Genomic DNA, 17,853 nt, shown 5'->3' with positions numbered 1-17,853 from the left:
GCCACCCCCCCCTCCCACCCCCCCCCCGGCGGGGGCCGCGCCCGCGCCCCCGGCCGCCCCCCCCCCCGGCCGCGGCGGGGCCGCCCCCCCCCCCCCCACGGCAGGCTGCGCCCCGGGGAGAGCATGACGCTGACCGTCTCCGTGGACCGCTCGCGGGAGCCCGTGGGGCCCTGGGCGGCACGGATCTGGTTCGACCCGTCGGGCGCGGTCGTCACGATCGAGGGGAGGGGGAGGCAGCAGTCGCCCTCCCCCGACCCCTCGCCGACCCCGTCCACCCCCGACCCGTCACCGAGTGACCCGCCGAGCCAGAGCCCCTCGCCCTCCCCGTCCTCCGCCGAGGGCGAGGGCGAGGGTTAGGCGACACGGACCGGGCCGCCACGGCCCGGTACACGGGCCGAGCGGCCGGGCTCCTACGCGTCCCCGTCCCCGTCCCCGCCCCTGTCCACGCCCCGGTCCACGCCCCGGTCGCGCGCGTCCGGCGACGGGTCCGCGGGGTGCGGCGCCATCGGCAGCAGCGAGGCGAGCCGCTGTTCGCACAGCTCCACGAGCCGGTCGTAGGCGCGCGGCCCCATCAGCTCGGTGAGCTCCGCCCGGTACGAGACGTAGACCGGTTCTCCCGCGCCGTGCGCGGAGCGTGCGCCGGTGCACCACCAGTGCAGGTCGTGACCGCCGGGGCCCCAGCCGCGCCGGTCGTACTCGCCGATCGAGATCATCAGCACCCGCGTGTCGTCGGGCCGGTCCACCCAGTCGTACGTCCGCCGGATCGGCAGCTGCCAGCACACGTCCGGCTTGGTCTCCAGCGGCTCGCGGCCCTCCTTGAGCGCGAGTGTGTGCAGGGCGCAGCCGGCGCCCGCGGGGAAACCCGGGCGGTTGAGGAAGACGCAGGCGCCCTGGTGCCGCCGGGTCTGCCGGTCGCCGTCCTCGTTGACCTCGGTCCAGCCGTCCTCCTCGCCGACCGCGTGGAACTGCCACAGCTCCGGGGTGAGCCGCTCCACGTGCCCCGCGACGCGCTTCTCGTCGTCGTCGTCGGAGAAGTGCGCGCCGAGGGTGCAGCAGCCGTCGCTCGCCCGGCCCGCCTCGATGCCCTCGCAGCCACGGCCGAAGACGCAGTTCCACCGTGAGGTGAGCCACGTCAGGTCGCACCGGAAGACCTGTTCCTCGTCGGCCGGATCGGGGAACTCGACCCATGCGCGCGGGAAATCGAGCCCGACCTCGTCCGCCACGTCCGGGTGATGCTGCCGCTTCGTCGCCTTTTTCACCTTCGCCACGATGTCAGGGTAAGCATGTGAAGCTTCTCCAGTGGTCACCCGCGCACGTGCCCATACCCCGCATGTCCCCGGCGAGGGTCCGGCGCAGTAGCGTTCCGGGCATGAGACTCGGTGTCCTCGACGTGGGTTCGAATACCGTCCACCTTCTGGTCATGGACGCGCACCCCGGCGCGCGTCCGCTCCCGGCGTACTCCCACAAGGCGGAGCTGCGGCTGGCGGAGCTGCTGGACGAGGACGGCGCGATCCGCGAGGACGGCGTGCGGCGGCTGGTCGCCCAGGTCGCCGAGGCCCTGGTCGTCGCCGAGGACAAGGGGGTCGAGGACGTCCTTCCGTTCGCCACCAGCGCGGTGCGCGAGGCGGCCAACGGCGAGGAGGTGCTCGCCCGGGTGGCCGCGGAGACCGGGGTCGACCTGACCGTGCTGTCCGGGGAGGACGAGGCGCGGCTCACCTTCCTCGCCGCGCGCCGCTGGTTCGGCTGGTCCTCCGGCCGGCTGCTCATGCTGGACATCGGCGGCGGCTCCCTGGAGGTCGCGTACGGCATGGACGAGGACCCGGACGCCGCGGTCTCCCTGCCGCTCGGCGCCGGCCGGCTCACCAGCGGCTGGCTCCCCGGCGACCCGCCCACCGCCGACGACGTGCGCGGCCTGCGCAAGCACGTACGCGCCGAGATCGCCCGCACCGTCGCGGAGTTCAGCCGGCTCGGCGCGCCCGACCACGTAGTGGGCACCTCCAAGACCTTCAAGCAGCTGGCCAGGATCGCGGGCGCGGCGCGCTCCGCCGACGGCCTGTACGTGCAGCGCACGCTCAGCCGCAGGACGCTGGAGGAGTGGGTGCCGCGGCTGGCCGCCATGACCGAGGGCGCCCGCCGGGAACTCCCGGGCGTGTCGGAGGGCCGGGCCCGCCAGTTGCTCGCCGGGGCGCTGGTCGCGGACGCGGCGATGGACCTGTTCGGGGTCACCGAGCTGGAGGTCTGCCCCTGGGCGCTGCGCGAGGGCGTCATCCTGCGCCGCCTCGACCTGATGACCAGCGACCGGGGCTGAGGGCGGGGCGCGACGCGTACGAGCACCGCGCGGCCGCCGTGCCGCGCGCGTGTCGATCGCGTCACGTCGGCCGGGTGCGATGTGCCGCTCGGCCGACCGGCCGCCGTACGCTGTTCCCCGTGGCAGCCCATGACCCTGTGGACCCGAACGGACACACCGTGCGCGTACCGGACGCGAAGGTCGCGCTGTCCACGGCCTCGGTCTACCCCGAGTCCACGGCGACGGCCTTCGAGATCGCGGCCCGGCTGGGCTACGACGGCGTCGAGGTCATGGTGTGGACCGACCCGGTCAGCCAGGACATCGAGGCCCTGCGCCGGCTGTCGGACTACCACGCCATCCCGATCCTGGCGGTGCACGCCCCCTGCCTGCTGATCACCCAGCGGGTCTGGTCGACCGACCCGTGGGTGAAGCTGCAGCGGGCCCAGGCGGCGGCGGAGAAGCTGGGCGCCTCGACCGTGGTCGTCCACCCGCCGTTCCGCTGGCAGCGCAGCTACGCGCGGGAGTTCGTCGCCGGCATCTGGCGGATGGCGGACGAGACCGACGTCCGGTTCGCCGTCGAGAACATGTACCCGTGGCGCTACCGCGACCGGGAGATGCTGGCCTACGCCCCCGACTGGGACCCGACCAAGGACGACTACCGGCACTTCACCATCGACCTGTCGCACACCGCCACGGCCAGGACGGAGACGCTGGAGATGCTCGACCGCATGGGCGACCGGCTCGGCCACGTCCACCTGGCCGACGGCAGCGGCTCCGGCAAGGACGAGCACCTGGTGCCCGGACGCGGCAAGCAGCCCTGCGCGGAGGTGCTGGAGGGCCTGGCCTCGCGCGGCTTCGACGGCCACGTGGTGATCGAGGTCAACACCCGGCGCGCGATGTCGGCCGCCGAGCGCGAGGCGGACCTCGCCGAGGCGCTGGCCTTCACCCGGCTGCACCTGGCCGCGGCCGCGCGGGTGCGCTGATGGCCCCGGAGGCCGGTGGCACCGGCAGGCGCGGCCGCGGCCGCCCCGCCGGGAGCCGCTCGGGCACCCCCGAGACCCGTGACCGGATCCTCGCCGCGGCCCGCCAGGAGTTCTCCGCCCGCGGCTACGACAAGACCTCGATCCGCTCCATCGCCAAGTCCGCGGACGTGGACCCGGCGCTGGTGCACCACTACTTCGGGGCGAAGGAGCAGGTCTTCGCCGCCTCCATCGAGTTGAGCTTCGAGCCCGCCTTCGGCGTCCCCGACGTCCTCGCGGCCGGCCCCGAGGGCGTGGGCGAACGGCTGGCCCGCTTCTTCGTCTCGATCTGGGAGAACCCGGTCTCCCGGGCCCCCATGCTGGCGATCGTCCGCTCCGCAGTGACCAACGACACGGCCGCGGGCGTGCTGCGCGGCATCGTCCTGCGGCGGCTGCTGGAACGGGTCGCGTCGGAGCTGAAGGTCCCCGATCCCCGGCTCCGCGCGGAACTCGCGGCGGCCCAGATGTTCGGCATTGCGATGATGCGCTACGTCATCAAGATCGAGCCGCTCGCCTCGGCGGACATGGAGGAGGTCGTCGCCCTCGTCGCGCCGACGCTCCAGGGTTACCTCACCGATCCGGGACCCGTCACGGGCTGAGCCCGCACCGCGGCGGACCGGCGACAATGGGGGAGAGCGCCTCGTCGCCGGCCCGCCACGGACCTGTTGCCGCGGCACCGGACCGGCATCCACACCGTGGACTCGTCGTCCGGAATACGGACGCACCGCCGCGTGCCACGAGCGCTGGCGTACGCTCGAAGGCTCCGGATGGAAACGTAGGGAGTGGTCCCCGTGCCCGAGCTGAGGTCCCGCACAGTCACCCACGGCCGCAACATGGCGGGCGCCCGCGCCCTCATGCGGGCCTCGGGCGTAGCGAGCGAGGACATCGGCAAGCCGATCATCGCGGTGGCCAACAGCTTCACGGAGTTCGTGCCCGGGCACACCCACCTGCAGCCCGTCGGCCGCATCGTCAGCGAGGCGATCAAGGCCGCGGGTGCCGTGCCGCGCGAGTTCAACACGATCGCCGTCGACGACGGCATCGCCATGGGCCACGGCGGCATGCTCTACTCGCTGCCCTCCCGCGACCTGATCGCCGACTCCGTCGAGTACATGGTCGAGGCGCACTGCGCCGACGCGCTGATCTGCATCTCCAACTGCGACAAGATCACCCCGGGCATGCTGATGGCCGCCCTGCGCCTCAACATCCCCACCGTCTTCGTCTCCGGCGGACCCATGGAGGCCGGCCGTGCCACCCTCGTCGACGGAACCGTCCGCACGCTCGACCTGATCGACGCGATCGCCGACGCCGTCAACGACAAGGTCTCCGACGAGGACATCCTCCGCATCGAGGAGAACGCCTGTCCCACCTGCGGCTCGTGTTCCGGCATGTTCACCGCCAACTCGATGAACTGCCTCACCGAGGCGATGGGCCTGTCGCTGCCCGGCAACGGTTCGGTCCTGGCCACCCACACCGCCCGCAAGGCGCTGTACGAGGACGCCGGCCGCACGGTGGTCGACCTCACCCGGCGCTACTACGAGCAGGACGACGAGTCCGTGCTGCCGCGCTCGATCGCCACCTTCGCGGCCTTCGAGAACGCCATGGCCCTCGACATCGCCATGGGCGGCTCCACCAACACGATCCTCCACCTGCTCGCCGCGGCCCAGGAGGCCGGCGTCCCGTTCGGCCTGACCGACATCGACGCCGTCTCGCGCCGCGTGCCCTGCCTGGCCAAGGTGGCGCCCAACGTCGCGAAGAGCCGCACGTACTACATGGAGGACGTGCACCGCGCCGGCGGCATCCCCGCCCTGCTGGGCGAGCTCCACCGCGGCGGCCTGCTCAACGAGGACGTCCACGCCGTCCACTCCCCGTCGCTGGCCGACTGGCTCAAGACCTGGGACGTCCGCGGCGGCTCCCCCTCCGCCGAGGCCGAGGAACTCTGGCACGCCGCCCCCGGCTGCGTCCGCTCCGCCGAGGCCTTCTCCCAGTCCGAGCGCTGGGAGGCCCTCGACCTCGACGCCGCCGAGGGCTGCATCCGCTCCGTCGAGCACGCCTACTCCAAGGACGGCGGGCTGGCCGTGCTCCGCGGCAACCTCGCCGTCGACGGCTGCGTGGTGAAGACCGCGGGCGTCGACGAGTCCATCTGGACCTTCGAGGGCCCGGCCGTGGTCTGCGAGTCCCAGGAGGAGGCCGTCGACAAGATCCTCCGCAAGGAGATCAAGGAGGGCGACGTCGTCGTCATCCGCTACGAGGGCCCCAAGGGCGGCCCCGGGATGCAGGAGATGCTCTACCCCACCTCCTTCCTCAAGGGCCGCGGCCTCGGCAAGGCCTGCGCCCTCGTCACCGACGGCCGCTTCTCCGGCGGCACCTCCGGCCTCTCCATCGGCCACGCCTCCCCCGAGGCGGCCTCCGGCGGCACCATCGCGCTGGTCGAGGACGGCGACCGGATCCGCATCGACATCCCCGGCCGCAGCATCGAACTCCTCGTCCCCGAGGACGAACTGGCAGCCCGCCGCACCGCCCTCGGCGGCGCCTACGCCCCCAGGGCCCGCGACCGCAAGGTCTCCCTGGCGCTCAAGGCCTACGCCGCGATGGCCACCAGCGCCGACAAGGGCGCCGTCCGCGACGTCTCGAAGCTCGAGCGCTGACCCCGGCCCCGCATCGGTTGTCCCCAGGACCCCTTCCGCCGGTCGCCACGATCACCAGCGGGAGGGGTCCTTCGCGTCCACGGCGAACACGGTGCCGTCGGGGGCGGTCGCGAACACCTTCCCGTCGGCGACGACGGGGGAGGGCGGGAATCCGGGGTAGCCGGCCGGCCGCGTTCCCAGACGCGGCTTCGTCTGTCCGAGGAAGACGCCTCTTTCGGCGTCCACGGCCAGGAGCCGCCCGTCGGCGGCGCTGAAGTAGAGACCACGCCCGGCGACGGTCGGCCAGGAACCACCGCTCACCGACGTTTCGAGCCTCCATTGCTCGGCCTTGCCGGCACCACTCGCGCGGTCGGTGTCCACGGCCAGCAACGAGCCTTCGTATTCGAGCAGGTACACCGTCCCGCCCCGGACCGCAGCATGGGCCTCGACGAGGGGAATCGTGAGCGGTATGCGACGTGACGACCAGTCCGTCGTACGCAGCCGCACGATCGCGTTGACGCGCGTGAGGGCATCCGAAGAGGCGAGGAAGAGCGTTCCGCCCGACTCGCCGAGGAAGCTCAACTGCCCGCCGAGCATGACCTGGCGCTCCACACGGCCGTCGGCCAGTCTCAGCGCAGCGACACGTGTGTGACGTCCGTCCGGAGCGGACTCCACGGCGTATGCGGAGCGCGATGTGCCGTTCCCGCCGATCGACGGCCGGGTGAATCCCGGCAGTTTCCTTCTCCAGCGCTCCTTTCCGGTCGTCCCGTCCACGGCGGTGACCGTCCCGTCCCGGCCGGAGAACAGGACCGTCGTTCCGACACCGGTGGGCGAGCCCTCGTACGCCGAGATGTCCAGGGTCCAGAGGGAGCGGCCCGTATCGGGGTCGAGGCCCTCCATACGGGACTCGTCCTCGCTGACGACACGGAGAACGCCGCCTGCCAATTCCGGCGCCGGTGGGTTGGTCCCGGGGATGCGGCTCAGTTGCGCGTGCACCGACCACTGCAACAGGCCGCTGTCCGGGTCCACCTTGGCCGCCTTGACGCCCGGACCGTTGCAGAAGAGGGCGCCCGCGCCGACGCCGCATGCCGCCGGTGTGGTTGCCCCGCTGCTTCGAAGGACCGTCTCCCACGGTCGAAAGGCGGCGACGGCGGAACGGCCGCCCGAACCCTCGGGTGGTCCGGTGCGAGCACTGTCGGGCGTCGTCGCCCACACGGCGCCCAGGCCGAGCATCGCCAGTGTCGCCGCTGCCACGATTGCCCGCAGGGCGCGCCGTCGTGAACGGGGGTTCGCCTCCGTTGCCGTTGCGGGTGCGGACTTTCCCGCTGAGGGCACGGCCTGGCCCTCACTGGACTGACGCTGGGCAGGGACGAGGCCTTCGATCTCGAAGGCGTTGAAGGTCTGGGTGTCATACGAAGCCGACACCGTCCTCAGTTCGGCCATCAGTGCGTCCGGCGAGGGGCGGTCCTCGGGGTTCTTGGCCAGACAACGCTCGATGAGCGGCCGGAGGTCCGCCGGGATGCCGTCCAACTGCGGCTCATCGTGGACTACTTGGTAGGCCACGATGTATGGACTGTCCGAGTCGAACGGGCTACGTCCAGTGGCGGCGTGCACCAGCACACTTGCCATCGCGAAGACGTCCGCTGCCGGCCCCACATCGCGAGGCCTCCGGAACTGCTCGGGTGCCATGAACGGCGGAGTCCCGATGAGTTTGCCCGTCTCGGTGCGCAGCTCGCTGTCCGAAGGGCGCGAGATGCCGAAGTCGATCACTTTCGGGCCATCGACGGCCAGCAGCACGTTGCTGGGTTTGAGGTCCCGGTGGACGACGCCTGCCCGGTGAATGTCCCGCAGAGCCTCGGCAAGACCCTCCATCAGGTACCGGACCTGTGCCGGCGCCACAGGCCCGTTCCGCTTGACGAACTCGGCCAGTGTCGGCCCGGGTATGTGGAGCGTTGCCATCCACGGCCGCTCGGCATCGGGGTCGGCGTCCACGACGGATGCGGTGAAGGCCCCGCTCACGCGTCTGGCGGCGGCGACCTCCTGTCGGAAACGCGCCCTGAACTCGGGGTCCCTGGCGAATTCCTCGTGTACGACCTTGACAGCCAGGCGCATGCCGGAAGTGGAACGTGACAGGTGCACCACGCCCATGCCCCCGGAGCCGAGCCGGCCCTCGAGCCGGTACTGCCCCGCGTATTCCGGATGTTCCGCTTCCGGGTCGGTCCCAGGTCTCCGCACTGGCGGCATGACCCACCCCCGTGTGTTCGTCAGCAGCCGCAACTCGGTGAGCCTAGTGGATCCTCGTAACGGCGACGGGTCGGATTGCTAGCCTGCACCTGACACAGCGTGAATCTTCACGGGGGAGGGCCGATGGCCGAGAACAATCTTGACGAGGCGCGTGACGGCGTGGAGGCGAAGACCGCTGCGGCGGGCGCCGCGGCCTCTGGCGGGCAGATCTTCTACGCGGTGGCTCCGGGGTGCCGGCTCAACGTCCGGTCGGGGCCCGGCACCGGTTTCCACATCGTCAAGGTGCTTCCGTACGACGTCAAGGTGCCGATCTTCTGCCAGACGCCGGGTACGACCGTCAGCGGTTACTACGGCACGTCGAACATCTGGGACTGCATTGGCGAAGGCCAGTTCGTCTCCGATGCCTATGTGCACACCGGTAGCGACGGCTACATTGCTCCCCGCTGCAGCTGACACAGCCGCACTTCGTGCTCCAGCGCGTCACATGGCCCAGCACCCAAGGTGGCCCGGTGGTGTGCGTCCACTGGTGATCCGTTACGCGGGAGGAATGGGTTGAGCAGGAGTACGGGCAAGAACAGGCGCGCGGTGCTGGCGGCTGCCGCGGCCTCGATGGCCGGAGCTGTCCTCCTGGTTCTCGGGGGCGCGGCGGAAGCATCGGCGGTGGGGCCGCCCATCATCTACTACGAGGTCGCACCCGACGTGCGGCTCAACGTCCGAAACGGACCGGGTACGGCCTACCCGATCGTCACCACCCTGCCGTACGACGCCAAGGTGCCGATCTTCTGCCAGATGCCGGGTACGACGGTGAGCGGTTACTACGGCACCTCGAACATCTGGGACCGGATCGGCCCGAACCAGTACGTCTCCGACACCTATGTGCGCACCGGCAGCGACGGATACATCGCCGGCCGCTGCTAGGCACCGCGGTAGCAGGCGCATACGACCCACGCACCATGCTCCATCGCACCACCGGGCTCATCGCTGGTCGAGGAGCCCGGTGGCGCGCGTCCGCGAGGTTCGTTCTCCAGGAGGAAAGTGTTGAGCAGCAAGAGCAGGCGCGCTGTGCTCGCCTCTGGCGTGGCCGTGTTGACCGGGTCGGTGCTCCCGGTGCTCGGCAGCGCCGGTGATGCCGCGGCGGCTCCGGCTTCGGGCGATCTCATCTACTACTCGGTCGCGCCGGACGTGCGCCTCAACGTCCGCTCCGGCCCCGGCAGCAACTATCACATCGTCAAGGTGCTTCCCTACGGCGCCAAGGTGCCGATCTTCTGCCAGACCCCGGGTACGACGGAGAGCGGCTACTACGGCACGTCGAACATCTGGGACTGCATCGGCACCAACCAGTTCGTCTCCGACACCTACGTGCACACCGGCAGCGACGGGTACGTCGCGTCGCGCTGCAGCTGACACCTGCCGCTTGTCCCGGTTCACGTCCATCGCGCCACACGCGGAGAGCGCGTGTGCCCGCCAGTGATACGTCCCGCAGGAGGAACGTGTTGAGCAAGGGCAAGAGCCGGCGCGCCGCACTCGCGGCCGGTGCGGCCGCGACGGCCGGGGCGGTGTTCCTCGTGCTGGGGGGCGCCGCGGAAGCCGTGGCGGCTCCGAATCTCGTGTACTACCCGGTCGCCCCCGACGTGCGGCTCAACGTCCGTACCGGGCCGGGCACCAGCTACCAGATCGTCAAGATCCTTCCGTATGACCAGAAGGTGCCGATCTTCTGCCAGACCCCGGGCGAGCGGGTCAGCGGCTACTACGGCACCTCGAACATCTGGGACCGGATCGGCCCCAACCAGTACGTCTCCGACACCTACGTGCACACCGGCAGCGACGGGTACGTCACCGGAGAGTGCGTCTGACCGGGCCCGCGCGGTGGGTCGCGCCCGTGTCCCACGGGGAAGAACAACCCCCATGACCACACAGCCGGCCCACCGCGTGCTCGCCCACTCGTTCAACACCGTCGCCGCGCAGTACGCCGCGGCCCGCCCCGGTTACCCCGGAGAGCTGTTCGACGCCGTCGAGGAGATCAGCGGACGGCCCTTCACCGGGGCCAGGGTCCTGGACGTCGGGGCCGGGACGGGGATCGCGACGGCGCTGATACGGGCGCGTGGGGCGCACGTGACGGCCGTGGAGCCGGGGGCGGGGATGGCCGCGCAACTGCGCGCGGGCCAGCCGGACGTGCCGCTCGTACGCGGGGACGGGGACGCGCTGCCGTTCGCCTCCGGGGCCGCGGACTTCGTGACCTACGCCCAGGCGTGGCACTGGACGGACCCGGCGAAGTCCTCCCCCGAGGCGGCACGGGTGCTTCGCCCGGGCGGCGCCCTCGCCCTGTGGTGGAACGTCCCGGACACCGGGGTCGCCTGGGTGCGCGAGCAGGAGGAGCGGCTGGCCCGCGCGGTCCCGCGCTACCACGAGAACGGCCTGACGGGCACGGCGGAGGACATCCTCCGTTCGCTCGGCACCCGCCTGGGGATGCGCACCGAGACCCGCGTCCTCCGCTGGACGCGCACCGTCCCGCTGGACACTCACCTCACGATGCTCGGCAGCCGTTCCTACTTCGCCGTCCTCGCCCCGGAGACCGCCCGCCGCATCCTCGACGAGGAGCGGCGTGCGCTGCAGGCGCTCTTCCCGGACGGCCAGGTGGTCGAGCCCTACAAGGTCGACCTGACGGTGGCGGTGAAAAGGACCGACGGGCCGTAGGCCGAGACGCCCTAACCCGCCCGCCGCTTCCCCGCCACGGAACCGACGACCCCGACCACGCCCGCGACGAGCAGCCCTCGCCACAGGCCGTCCCAGAGGCTGCCGAAGAAGCCCTCCGAGGTCAGGATCTGGCGCACCACGACATCGGTGACGAGCAGCATCCCCGCCGGGACCAGCGCGACGCGCCAGGGGTGGGCGGCCGCCCAGCGGCGTATGCGGCGGTCGGCGCGCGGGCCGCGCCCGGTCACCGCGCCGGTGCCGCCGACGAGGAAGAAGAGCATCAGCGCGACGGACACGGCGCCGGCGACGACGCCGAGCCCGAAGTCGCCGCTCAGGGCGGAGGCGGCGAGGGAGACCCCGCCGCCGATCGCGCCGACGGCCGCCGCCGGACGCCAGGGGCCGAGGGTGGCCGAGGCCACCGCGAGCTGCCGCTTCTCGGATCCGGTCACGTCCCGGGATACATCGGTTGAACGCCTCATATGGCCACGGTCACTCCGCTTCGCCCCCGAAGCCATAGGGGATGACCCTGAGACGGCCCGGAACCGTGGGTCAGGGGCGACGCCCCGTCCCGCCCGGTTCCGGGCGGGACGGGGCCGCCGCGTCACACCGGTGCGCCCTGCACTTGGACCGGCGTCACCCCCTCCTCGTTGTGCCGCTCGGCCCAGCCGAGCAGGGCCATGGCGCAGGCGTGGTCGAGGTGCCGCAGCCGGCGCAGGTCCAGTTCCATCGGGCGGTCGCGGGGCAGCGCCTCCAGCTGCTCCAGCAGCCTGGGCAGCCGCAGGAAGGTGGCGTTGCCCAGGACGCGGACGACGATCGGGCCCTCGCCCTTGTCGTGGATCTCCACATGGGTCTGCGAGGTCTCCCAGGCCGCCTTGACCACGGCGGTCAGCAGCCCGATGAGCACTCCCTCGAACATGTTGGTGACCACGATGCCCGTCGCGGTCACGATCAGCACGACGGCCTCGCCCCGGTGCTCGCGCCACAGCGGCACGATCTCCTTCACCGGTACGAGCTTCCAGCCGGCGTGCACCAGCACGCCCGCCAGGGCGGCCACCGGGATCACCCCGAGGGCGCCCGGAAGCAGCGCGGCGAACAGCAGAAGCCACACGCCGTGCAGCACACGTGCCGCCTTCGTACGGGCACCGGCCTGCACGTTGGCGGCGCTGCGCACGATGACCGCGGTCATCGGCAGGGCGCCGAGCGCTCCGCAGACGGCGTTGCCGGCGCCCTGCGCGATGAGTTCCTTGTCGTATTCCGTGCGCGGCCCGTCGTGCAGCCGGTCCACCGCGGCGGCGCTGAACAGGCTCTCGGCGGAGGCGATCAGGGTGAAGGCCAGCACAGTGCCGATCATGGACAGGCTCGCCAGCCCCGCGAACTGCTCGGCGCCCGGCGGCTGGACGACGTCGAGCAGCCCCGCCACCTCCACGCGCTCGACGGGAAGGTCGAACAGCACGGCCGCGCCCGTGGCCAGCCCGACCGCGGCCAGCTGTCCCGGCAGCAGCCGCGCTGCGCGCGGGATGCGGGGCCACAGGACGAGCACCGCGATGGTGCCGCCGCCGACGGCGAGCGCGGTGAGTGCCGTGGGGGAGACGACGGTGCCCGCGACCAGTCCGGGTAATCCGGCGATCTTCGCCGGGCCTCCGGCCGGTGCCGCGGTGTCGGTCAGGGCGTAGACCTGTCCGGCGATCAGCACCAGGCCGATGCCGGCCAGCATGCCCTGGACGACGGCGACGGAGATGGCCCGGAACCAGCGGCCGAGCCGGAGCACGCCCATGGCGAGCTGCAGCCCGCCGGCGCAGAGCACGAGCACGCCCAGCGAGGGCAGCCCGAACTCCTGGACGGCCTCGTAGACCAGGACGGTCAGCCCGGCGGCCGGGCCGGACACCTGGAGGCTGCTGCCGGGGAGCATCCCGGTCACGATGCCGCCGACGATGCCGGTGACCAGACCGAGTTCGGCCGGCGCCCCGGAGGCGACGGCCACGCCCACGCACAGCGGCAGGGCGACGAGGAAGACGACGAGGGAGGCGGTGAAGTCGGCGCGCAGAGACTGCGGACGGGGCAGTCGCGACGCGGCGCGGATGAGGCGGCTCACCGGGTGGGGGCGGGGGTGAGGGAGCCGCGGACGGGCCGGACGGGCCCGACGGCTGGTGGGGGGAGGGCGGAACAGGAGGTGGTGCATGGGGGGATGAAGGTCTTCACGCGGGTGTCCTCCATTGCGCCCCGGCGCCGGCGTGGGCGGGGGCGTACGTGGTCGAGCAGTGTGGGGGGTCGGTCTCCCGGACCGCGGGCGCCGCGTACGAGTGCATGTGCGTGCACGTGGACGCGCGGGCGCCGGCGCGGGCTCGGACCGGGGTGGGGCCCGGGCCGCGGGCGACGACCGCGGTCAGGAGGGAAGAGCAGGCGGCAGGCCGTGCCTCAGCAGCGGAACGCGCCGTGGGCGACCGGTAGTTCTCCGGATCTGGAGAGGGGTACCGCCTGCCGGGCGGTCCGCGGCGCCGTCACGGCGGCGGACACCTGGGCGTCCTCCACCGGAACCGTCTCATCGGTTCCGGCGCTGCCCCGCGGTGCGGATGCCGGCGCCGGGACGCTCACCGTCCCGGGCAGCACCAGGCGTATGCCGTTGCTCCCTTGCCTCCGTGCGAGGCAGTTACGGGTCTCGGGCTCCGCGCGCGCCACCGTCGTGCCCGTGCCGCGGCCGGAGGCGGGGACGGGCTCGGCGGCGGCGCAGCCTATCGCCGCGAACAGGGAGAGCAGCAGTGCCGCCATGACGGCGACAGCACGCGCAACTCCCTTGGCCGATACCACAGGTGCCCCCGTTCCGATGCGTAGCCGCCCTTCATTTTGCGCAGACAGCCACTCCATTTTGCAAGCTCTTTAAGTAAACGGAGCGTAAATGATCCGTCACCCAAACGGATACACCTGCCGCTCCTTGACGCCCCGACGCGCCCGGGAGCATTATTCACCGCATGATGAATAAAGCCGAGGAGCCCCGGGAACCGGGCCCCGGACCCGCCGTGCACGCCTCCGGGCTCTCCGTCGTCCGCGGTGGCCGCACCGTCCTGGACGCCCTGGAGTTCACCGTCCCCCGAGGCGAGATCACCGGCCTGCTCGGCCCCAGCGGCTGCGGCAAGTCGACCCTCATGCGCGCCGTCGTCGGCACCCAGGCGGCCGTCACCGGCACCCTCGACGTCCTCGGCCTGCCCGCCGGTCACCGCGACCTGCGGCCCCGCCTGGGCTACGTGACCCAGGCCGCCTCCGTCTACCTCGACCTGACCGTCCGCCAGAACCTCGAGTACTTCGCCGCCGTCCTCGGCGGCGACGCCCCCGGCCACGTCGAACGCGCCATCGCCGACGTCGACCTGGCCTCCCACGCCACCGCCCTCGCCGGCAACCTCTCCGGCGGCCAGCTGAACCGCGTCTCCCTCGCCGTCGCCCTGCTGGGCACCCCCGAACTGCTCGTGCTCGACGAACCCACCGTCGGCCTCGACCCCGTCCTCCGCCGCGACCTGTGGGAGCTCTTCCACCGCCTCGCCGCCGAACGGGGCGCCACCCTCCTGGTCTCCAGCCACGTCATGGACGAGGCCGAGCGCTGCCACCGGCTGCTCCTGATGCGCGAGGGCCGCATCCTCGCCCAGGGCGCCCCCGACGCGCTCCGCGCACGCACCGGCGCCCCCACCGTCGAGGACGCCTTCCTCCGCCTCGTCGACGAGGCCGCCGGCAAGCTCCCCCACCAGGCCGAGGAGACCGTCCGATGAGCACGCGCCGTACCCTCGCCACCGCCCGCCGCGTGCTGCTGCAACTGCGCCACGACCCGCGCACCATCGCCCTGATGGTCGTCGTGCCCTGCGTCCTGCTGACCCTGCTGTCCTGGGTCTACGACGCCAGCCCGCGCACCTTCGACACCGTCGGCGCCTCGCTGCTGGGCATCTTCCCGCTCATCACGATGTTCCTGGTCACCTCCATCGCGACGCTGCGCGAACGCACCTCCGGCACCCTCGAACGCCTGCTGTCCATGCCGCTCGGCAAGGGCGACCTGCTGGCCGGGTACGCCCTCGCCTTCGGCGCCGTCGCCGTCGTCCAGGCCGCCCTCGCCACCGGGCTCGCCGTCCTCGCGCTCGGCCTCGACGTCACCGGCTCCGCCTGGCTGCTGCTCCTGGTCGCCCTCGCCGACGCCTGCCTGGGCACCGCCCTCGGGCTGTTCGTCAGCGCCTTCGCCGCCAGCGAGTTCCAGGCCGTGCAGTTCATGCCCGCCGTGCTGCTGCCGCAGATCCTGCTCTGCGGACTGCTCATGCCGCGCGACCGGATGCAGCCCGTACTGGAGGCCATCTCCAACGTCCTGCCCATGTCGTACGCCGTCGACGGCATGCAGGAGGTGCTCACCCACACCGGCGTCACCGGCGACTTCGTCCGCGACCTCGCCGTCGTCGCGGGCAGCGCCGCGCTCGCCCTCGCCCTCGGCGCGGCCACCCTCCGCCGCCGTACGGCCTGATCCCCGCGGGTGACCGCACCGTGGACGGCACGGCCTCCGGGCCGCCCACGGTGCGAGGATGGCCGCATGACGCAGAAAGTCGCGGTGCTCGGCACCGGCAAGATCGGTGAGGCCCTCCTGTCGGGCATGCTCCGTGCCGGCTGGAAACCGGAGAATCTGCTGGTCACCGCGCGCCGCCCGGCCCGCGCCCAGGAGCTGCGCACCCGCTACGGCGTCGAGTCGGTCTCCAACGAGGAGGCGGCCAAGACCGCCGACACCCTCATCCTCGCCGTCAAGCCCCAGGACATGTCCGCCCTCCTGGAGGAGCTCGCCCCGCACGTCGCCGCCGACCGTCTGATCATCAGCGCCGCGGCCGGCGTCCCCACCGCGTTCTTCGAGGAGCGCCTCGCGGACGGCATCGCGGTCGTCCGCGTCATGCCCAACACCCCGGTCCTGGTCGACGAGGGCATGTCCGTCATCTCCGCCGGCAGCCACGCCGCCGAGGAGCACCTGCTGCGCACCGAGGAGATCTTCCAGCCCGTCGGCAAGACCCTGCGCATCCCCGAGTACCAGCAGGACGCCGCCACCGCCCTCTCCGGCTCCGGGCCCGCGTACTTCTACTACCTGGTCGAGGCCATGACCGACGCCGGCATCCTCCTCGGCCTGCCGCGCGCCCAGGCCCACGACCTGATCGTGCAGTCCGCCATCGGTGCCGCCGTGATGCTCCGCGACAGCGGCGAGCACCCCGTCAAGCTCCGCGAGGCCGTCACCTCCCCGGCCGGCACCACCATCAACGCCATCCGGGAACTGGAGAAGCACGGCGTGCGCCACGCCCTGATCGCCGCTCTGGAAGCCGCCCGCGACCGCAGCCGCGAACTGGCCTCGGGCAACGGCTGACCGGGCCGCCGGCGGGGGCCGGCGGTCCCCTGCCGGCGGCCCGGTACGTCCTCAGCCCGGCGGCAGCAGCCCGATCGCCCGGTAGGCCGCGTCCACCGTCGGCCGGGCCATCGCCCGCGCCCGCTCGGCGCCCTCCCTGAGCACCCCGTCGACGTACCCGGGGTCGGCCACCAGCTCCGCGTGCCGTTCCCGCAGCGGCCGCAGCTCCTCCACCACGGCCTCGGCGGTGTCCTTCTTCAGGGCGCCGTACGAGTCGTACCCCACCGCGAGTTCCTGCGGCGGCCGGCCGGTGCACGCCGACAGGATCTCCAGCAGGTTCGCCACCCCCGGCCGCTCCTGCGGGTCGTGGACGACGTCCTGCCCGCTGTCCGTGACCGCCCGCAGCACCTTCCTGCGGACCACCTCCGGCTCGTCGAGCAAATACACGATCCCCGGACCGGTGTCCTCCGACTTCCCCATCTTCGACCCCGGGTCCTGCAGGTTCATCACCCGCGCCGCCACCCGCGGCAGCACTGCCCGGGGGACGGTGAACACCGGCCCGTACCGGTGGTTGAACCGCACCGCCAGGTCCCGCGTCAGTTCCACGTGCTGCGCCTGGTCGTCACCGACGGGCACCTCGTCCGCCCCGTACGCCAGGATGTCCGCCGCCATCAGCACGGGATACGTCAGCAAGGACAGCCGCACAGTGCCGCCCCGCCGCTGCTCCCTGGCCGCCTTCTCCTTGTACTGCACCATGCGCCGCATCTCGCCGTCCGTGGCGGTGCACTCGAGGAGGTACGCCAGCCGGGCGTGCTCGTCCACATGGCTCTGCACGAACAGCGTGCAGACCCGCGGGTCGAGGCCGGCCGCCAGCAGGAGCGTCGCCGCCTGCCGGCTCAGCCGCCGTACGCGGGCCGGATCGTGCTCGACGGTGAGCGCGTGCAGGTCCACGACGCAGAACAGCGACTCGGCCCGGTGCTGGTCCACAGCCGCCCACTGCCGCACCGCGCCCAGGTAGTTGCCCAGGGTCAGGTGCCCCGTCGGCTTGATCCCGCTGAAGACCCTCGTCATCGGTGTTCCTCCCGGCTGTGGACCGCCACGCTCGGCGGGCCGGAGCAGAAACACGTACGGCCGCCGAAGCGGCGGCCGTTGGATGCATGCGCTGAGGGGCGGCCGCCGTCAGGCGGCCCACCACAGGTACGAGTGCGCATGCTCGGTCATGCCCCGAAGGTAACGCTCAAACCTGTTGACGGCCACAGGTTTGAAGCACCGTGGGGCGTGGTGTAGTGTTCTCAAGCTGCCTCGGACGGGGTGACCTTTCCAGGGGCGGCCACTCAAGCCGCCCGGCGGCAAACCACTACCGCACGACCTCCCCACGGGGACTATTTCGGCATGCCGAAATACGAACCGAATGGCTCGATTATGAACCGCCGGGGAAATCCGCTAACGTAGTGGACACGCCGGAAGGCGCGAAACGAAAAACCCCGCTCCAATAGGGGGCCGGAAACGAAGAGCGGAAACGCGAAACGGATCTGGTAAGGTTGGAGACAACGAAGGGAAAGCCCGGAGGGGCCGGTGAAACGGTCTCGAAGGAAGCTTCCGTTCCTTGAGAACTCAACAGCGTGCCAAAAGTCAACGCCA

At 72.0% G+C, this 17,853-nt stretch carries 19 protein-coding genes; 13 read left to right on the top strand and 6 right to left on the bottom strand.

Annotation, left to right across the window (positions count from 1 at the left end):
• Positions 1–123: 123 nt before the first annotated feature.
• Positions 124–357 (top strand): hypothetical protein, encoded by a 234-nt coding sequence (locus ACFW3D_RS23065; protein ID WP_500506519.1) that lies wholly within the window; start codon positions 124–126, stop codon positions 355–357.
• 53 nt (positions 358–410) lie between these two features.
• On the opposite strand, the gene ACFW3D_RS23060 is transcribed toward ACFW3D_RS23065, so the two are convergent.
• Positions 411–1,268: a DUF3109 family protein gene (locus ACFW3D_RS23060; RefSeq protein WP_500506517.1), complete on the bottom strand. Its 858-nt coding sequence runs from the start codon at positions 1,266–1,268 to the stop codon at positions 411–413.
• Positions 1,269–1,369: 101 nt separating this feature from the next.
• Between ACFW3D_RS23060 and ACFW3D_RS23055 the strand changes: the two genes are divergently transcribed.
• The 4 genes from ACFW3D_RS23055 (at position 1,370) to ilvD (ending at position 5,951) form a co-directional block, all read left to right on the top strand.
• Positions 1,370–2,308, top strand: a complete 939-nt coding sequence (locus ACFW3D_RS23055; RefSeq protein WP_500506515.1) for a Ppx/GppA family phosphatase — start codon at positions 1,370–1,372, stop codon at positions 2,306–2,308.
• A 158-nt stretch (positions 2,309–2,466) separates the two neighbouring features.
• Complete coding sequence (locus tag ACFW3D_RS23050; protein ID WP_500506634.1) at positions 2,467–3,270, top strand: sugar phosphate isomerase/epimerase family protein; 804 nt, start codon at positions 2,467–2,469, stop codon at positions 3,268–3,270.
• A complete protein-coding gene (locus ACFW3D_RS23045) occupies positions 3,270–3,905 on the top strand; it encodes a TetR/AcrR family transcriptional regulator (protein ID WP_500506513.1) in 636 nt (211 codons plus the stop codon). The genes ACFW3D_RS23050 and ACFW3D_RS23045 overlap by 1 nt, the downstream gene beginning before the upstream one ends.
• Before the next feature lie 192 nt (positions 3,906–4,097).
• A complete protein-coding gene (ilvD, locus tag ACFW3D_RS23040) occupies positions 4,098–5,951 on the top strand; it encodes a dihydroxy-acid dehydratase (RefSeq protein ID WP_500506511.1) in 1,854 nt (617 codons plus the stop codon).
• Between the two features lie 51 nt (positions 5,952–6,002).
• Here ilvD and ACFW3D_RS23035 read toward each other — a convergent pair whose 3' ends face one another.
• A complete protein-coding gene (locus ACFW3D_RS23035) occupies positions 6,003–8,174 on the bottom strand; it encodes a protein kinase domain-containing protein (RefSeq protein WP_500506632.1) in 2,172 nt (723 codons plus the stop codon).
• A 123-nt stretch (positions 8,175–8,297) separates the two neighbouring features.
• Between ACFW3D_RS23035 and ACFW3D_RS23030 the strand changes: the two genes are divergently transcribed.
• The 5 genes from ACFW3D_RS23030 (at position 8,298) to ACFW3D_RS23010 (ending at position 10,868) form a co-directional block, all read left to right on the top strand.
• Positions 8,298–8,627: an SH3 domain-containing protein gene (locus ACFW3D_RS23030; protein WP_500506509.1), complete on the top strand. Its 330-nt coding sequence runs from the start codon at positions 8,298–8,300 to the stop codon at positions 8,625–8,627.
• 156 nt (positions 8,628–8,783) lie between these two features.
• On the top strand, positions 8,784–9,092 hold the full coding sequence (locus tag ACFW3D_RS23025; RefSeq protein ID WP_500506630.1) for an SH3 domain-containing protein: 309 nt from the start codon (positions 8,784–8,786) through the stop codon (positions 9,090–9,092).
• Between the two features lie 120 nt (positions 9,093–9,212).
• Positions 9,213–9,578 (top strand): SH3 domain-containing protein, encoded by a 366-nt coding sequence (locus tag ACFW3D_RS23020; protein ID WP_500506507.1) that lies wholly within the window; start codon positions 9,213–9,215, stop codon positions 9,576–9,578.
• 89 nt (positions 9,579–9,667) lie between these two features.
• The gene (locus ACFW3D_RS23015; protein WP_500506505.1) at positions 9,668–10,027 is read left to right on the top strand and encodes an SH3 domain-containing protein; all 360 of its coding nucleotides are present in this window, start codon (positions 9,668–9,670) and stop codon (positions 10,025–10,027) included.
• Positions 10,028–10,079: 52 nt separating this feature from the next.
• Entirely contained in the window at positions 10,080–10,868 is a 789-nt protein-coding gene (locus tag ACFW3D_RS23010) for a class I SAM-dependent methyltransferase (RefSeq protein ID WP_500506503.1), read from the top strand.
• Positions 10,869–10,879: 11 nt separating this feature from the next.
• Here ACFW3D_RS23010 and ACFW3D_RS23005 read toward each other — a convergent pair whose 3' ends face one another.
• The 3 genes from ACFW3D_RS23005 to ACFW3D_RS22995 form a co-directional block, all read right to left on the bottom strand.
• Positions 10,880–11,317: a hypothetical protein gene (locus ACFW3D_RS23005; protein WP_500506501.1), complete on the bottom strand. Its 438-nt coding sequence runs from the start codon at positions 11,315–11,317 to the stop codon at positions 10,880–10,882.
• Between the two features lie 152 nt (positions 11,318–11,469).
• Positions 11,470–12,960: a SulP family inorganic anion transporter gene (locus tag ACFW3D_RS23000; protein ID WP_500506499.1), complete on the bottom strand. Its 1,491-nt coding sequence runs from the start codon at positions 12,958–12,960 to the stop codon at positions 11,470–11,472.
• Positions 12,961–13,283: 323 nt separating this feature from the next.
• Positions 13,284–13,634, bottom strand: coding sequence for a hypothetical protein (locus ACFW3D_RS22995; RefSeq protein ID WP_500506497.1), 351 nt, complete (start codon positions 13,632–13,634; stop codon positions 13,284–13,286).
• A 200-nt stretch (positions 13,635–13,834) separates the two neighbouring features.
• Between ACFW3D_RS22995 and ACFW3D_RS22990 the strand changes: the two genes are divergently transcribed.
• The 3 genes from ACFW3D_RS22990 (at position 13,835) to proC (ending at position 16,233) form a co-directional block, all read left to right on the top strand.
• Positions 13,835–14,623, top strand: coding sequence for an ABC transporter ATP-binding protein (locus ACFW3D_RS22990; RefSeq protein ID WP_500506495.1), 789 nt, complete (start codon positions 13,835–13,837; stop codon positions 14,621–14,623).
• Entirely contained in the window at positions 14,620–15,357 is a 738-nt protein-coding gene (locus ACFW3D_RS22985) for an ABC transporter permease (protein WP_500506493.1), read from the top strand. Before ACFW3D_RS22990 ends, ACFW3D_RS22985 begins: the two co-directional genes overlap by 4 nt.
• A gap of 66 nt (positions 15,358–15,423) precedes the next feature.
• On the top strand, positions 15,424–16,233 hold the full coding sequence (proC, locus tag ACFW3D_RS22980; protein ID WP_500506491.1) for a pyrroline-5-carboxylate reductase: 810 nt from the start codon (positions 15,424–15,426) through the stop codon (positions 16,231–16,233).
• Positions 16,234–16,284: 51 nt separating this feature from the next.
• On the opposite strand, the gene trpS is transcribed toward proC, so the two are convergent.
• Positions 16,285–17,283, bottom strand: coding sequence for a tryptophan--tRNA ligase (gene trpS / locus ACFW3D_RS22975; protein WP_500506489.1), 999 nt, complete (start codon positions 17,281–17,283; stop codon positions 16,285–16,287).
• Between the last annotated feature and the right edge of the window lie 570 nt (positions 17,284–17,853).

Origin of the sequence: Streptomyces sp. NPDC058864 (assembly GCF_042742985.1) — a bacterium.
In the GTDB taxonomy this organism is placed as follows: domain Bacteria; phylum Actinomycetota; class Actinomycetes; order Streptomycetales; family Streptomycetaceae; genus Actinacidiphila.
Note: the sequence above shows the minus strand (reverse complement) of the source record. Positions and strands in the feature narration are given on the sequence as shown.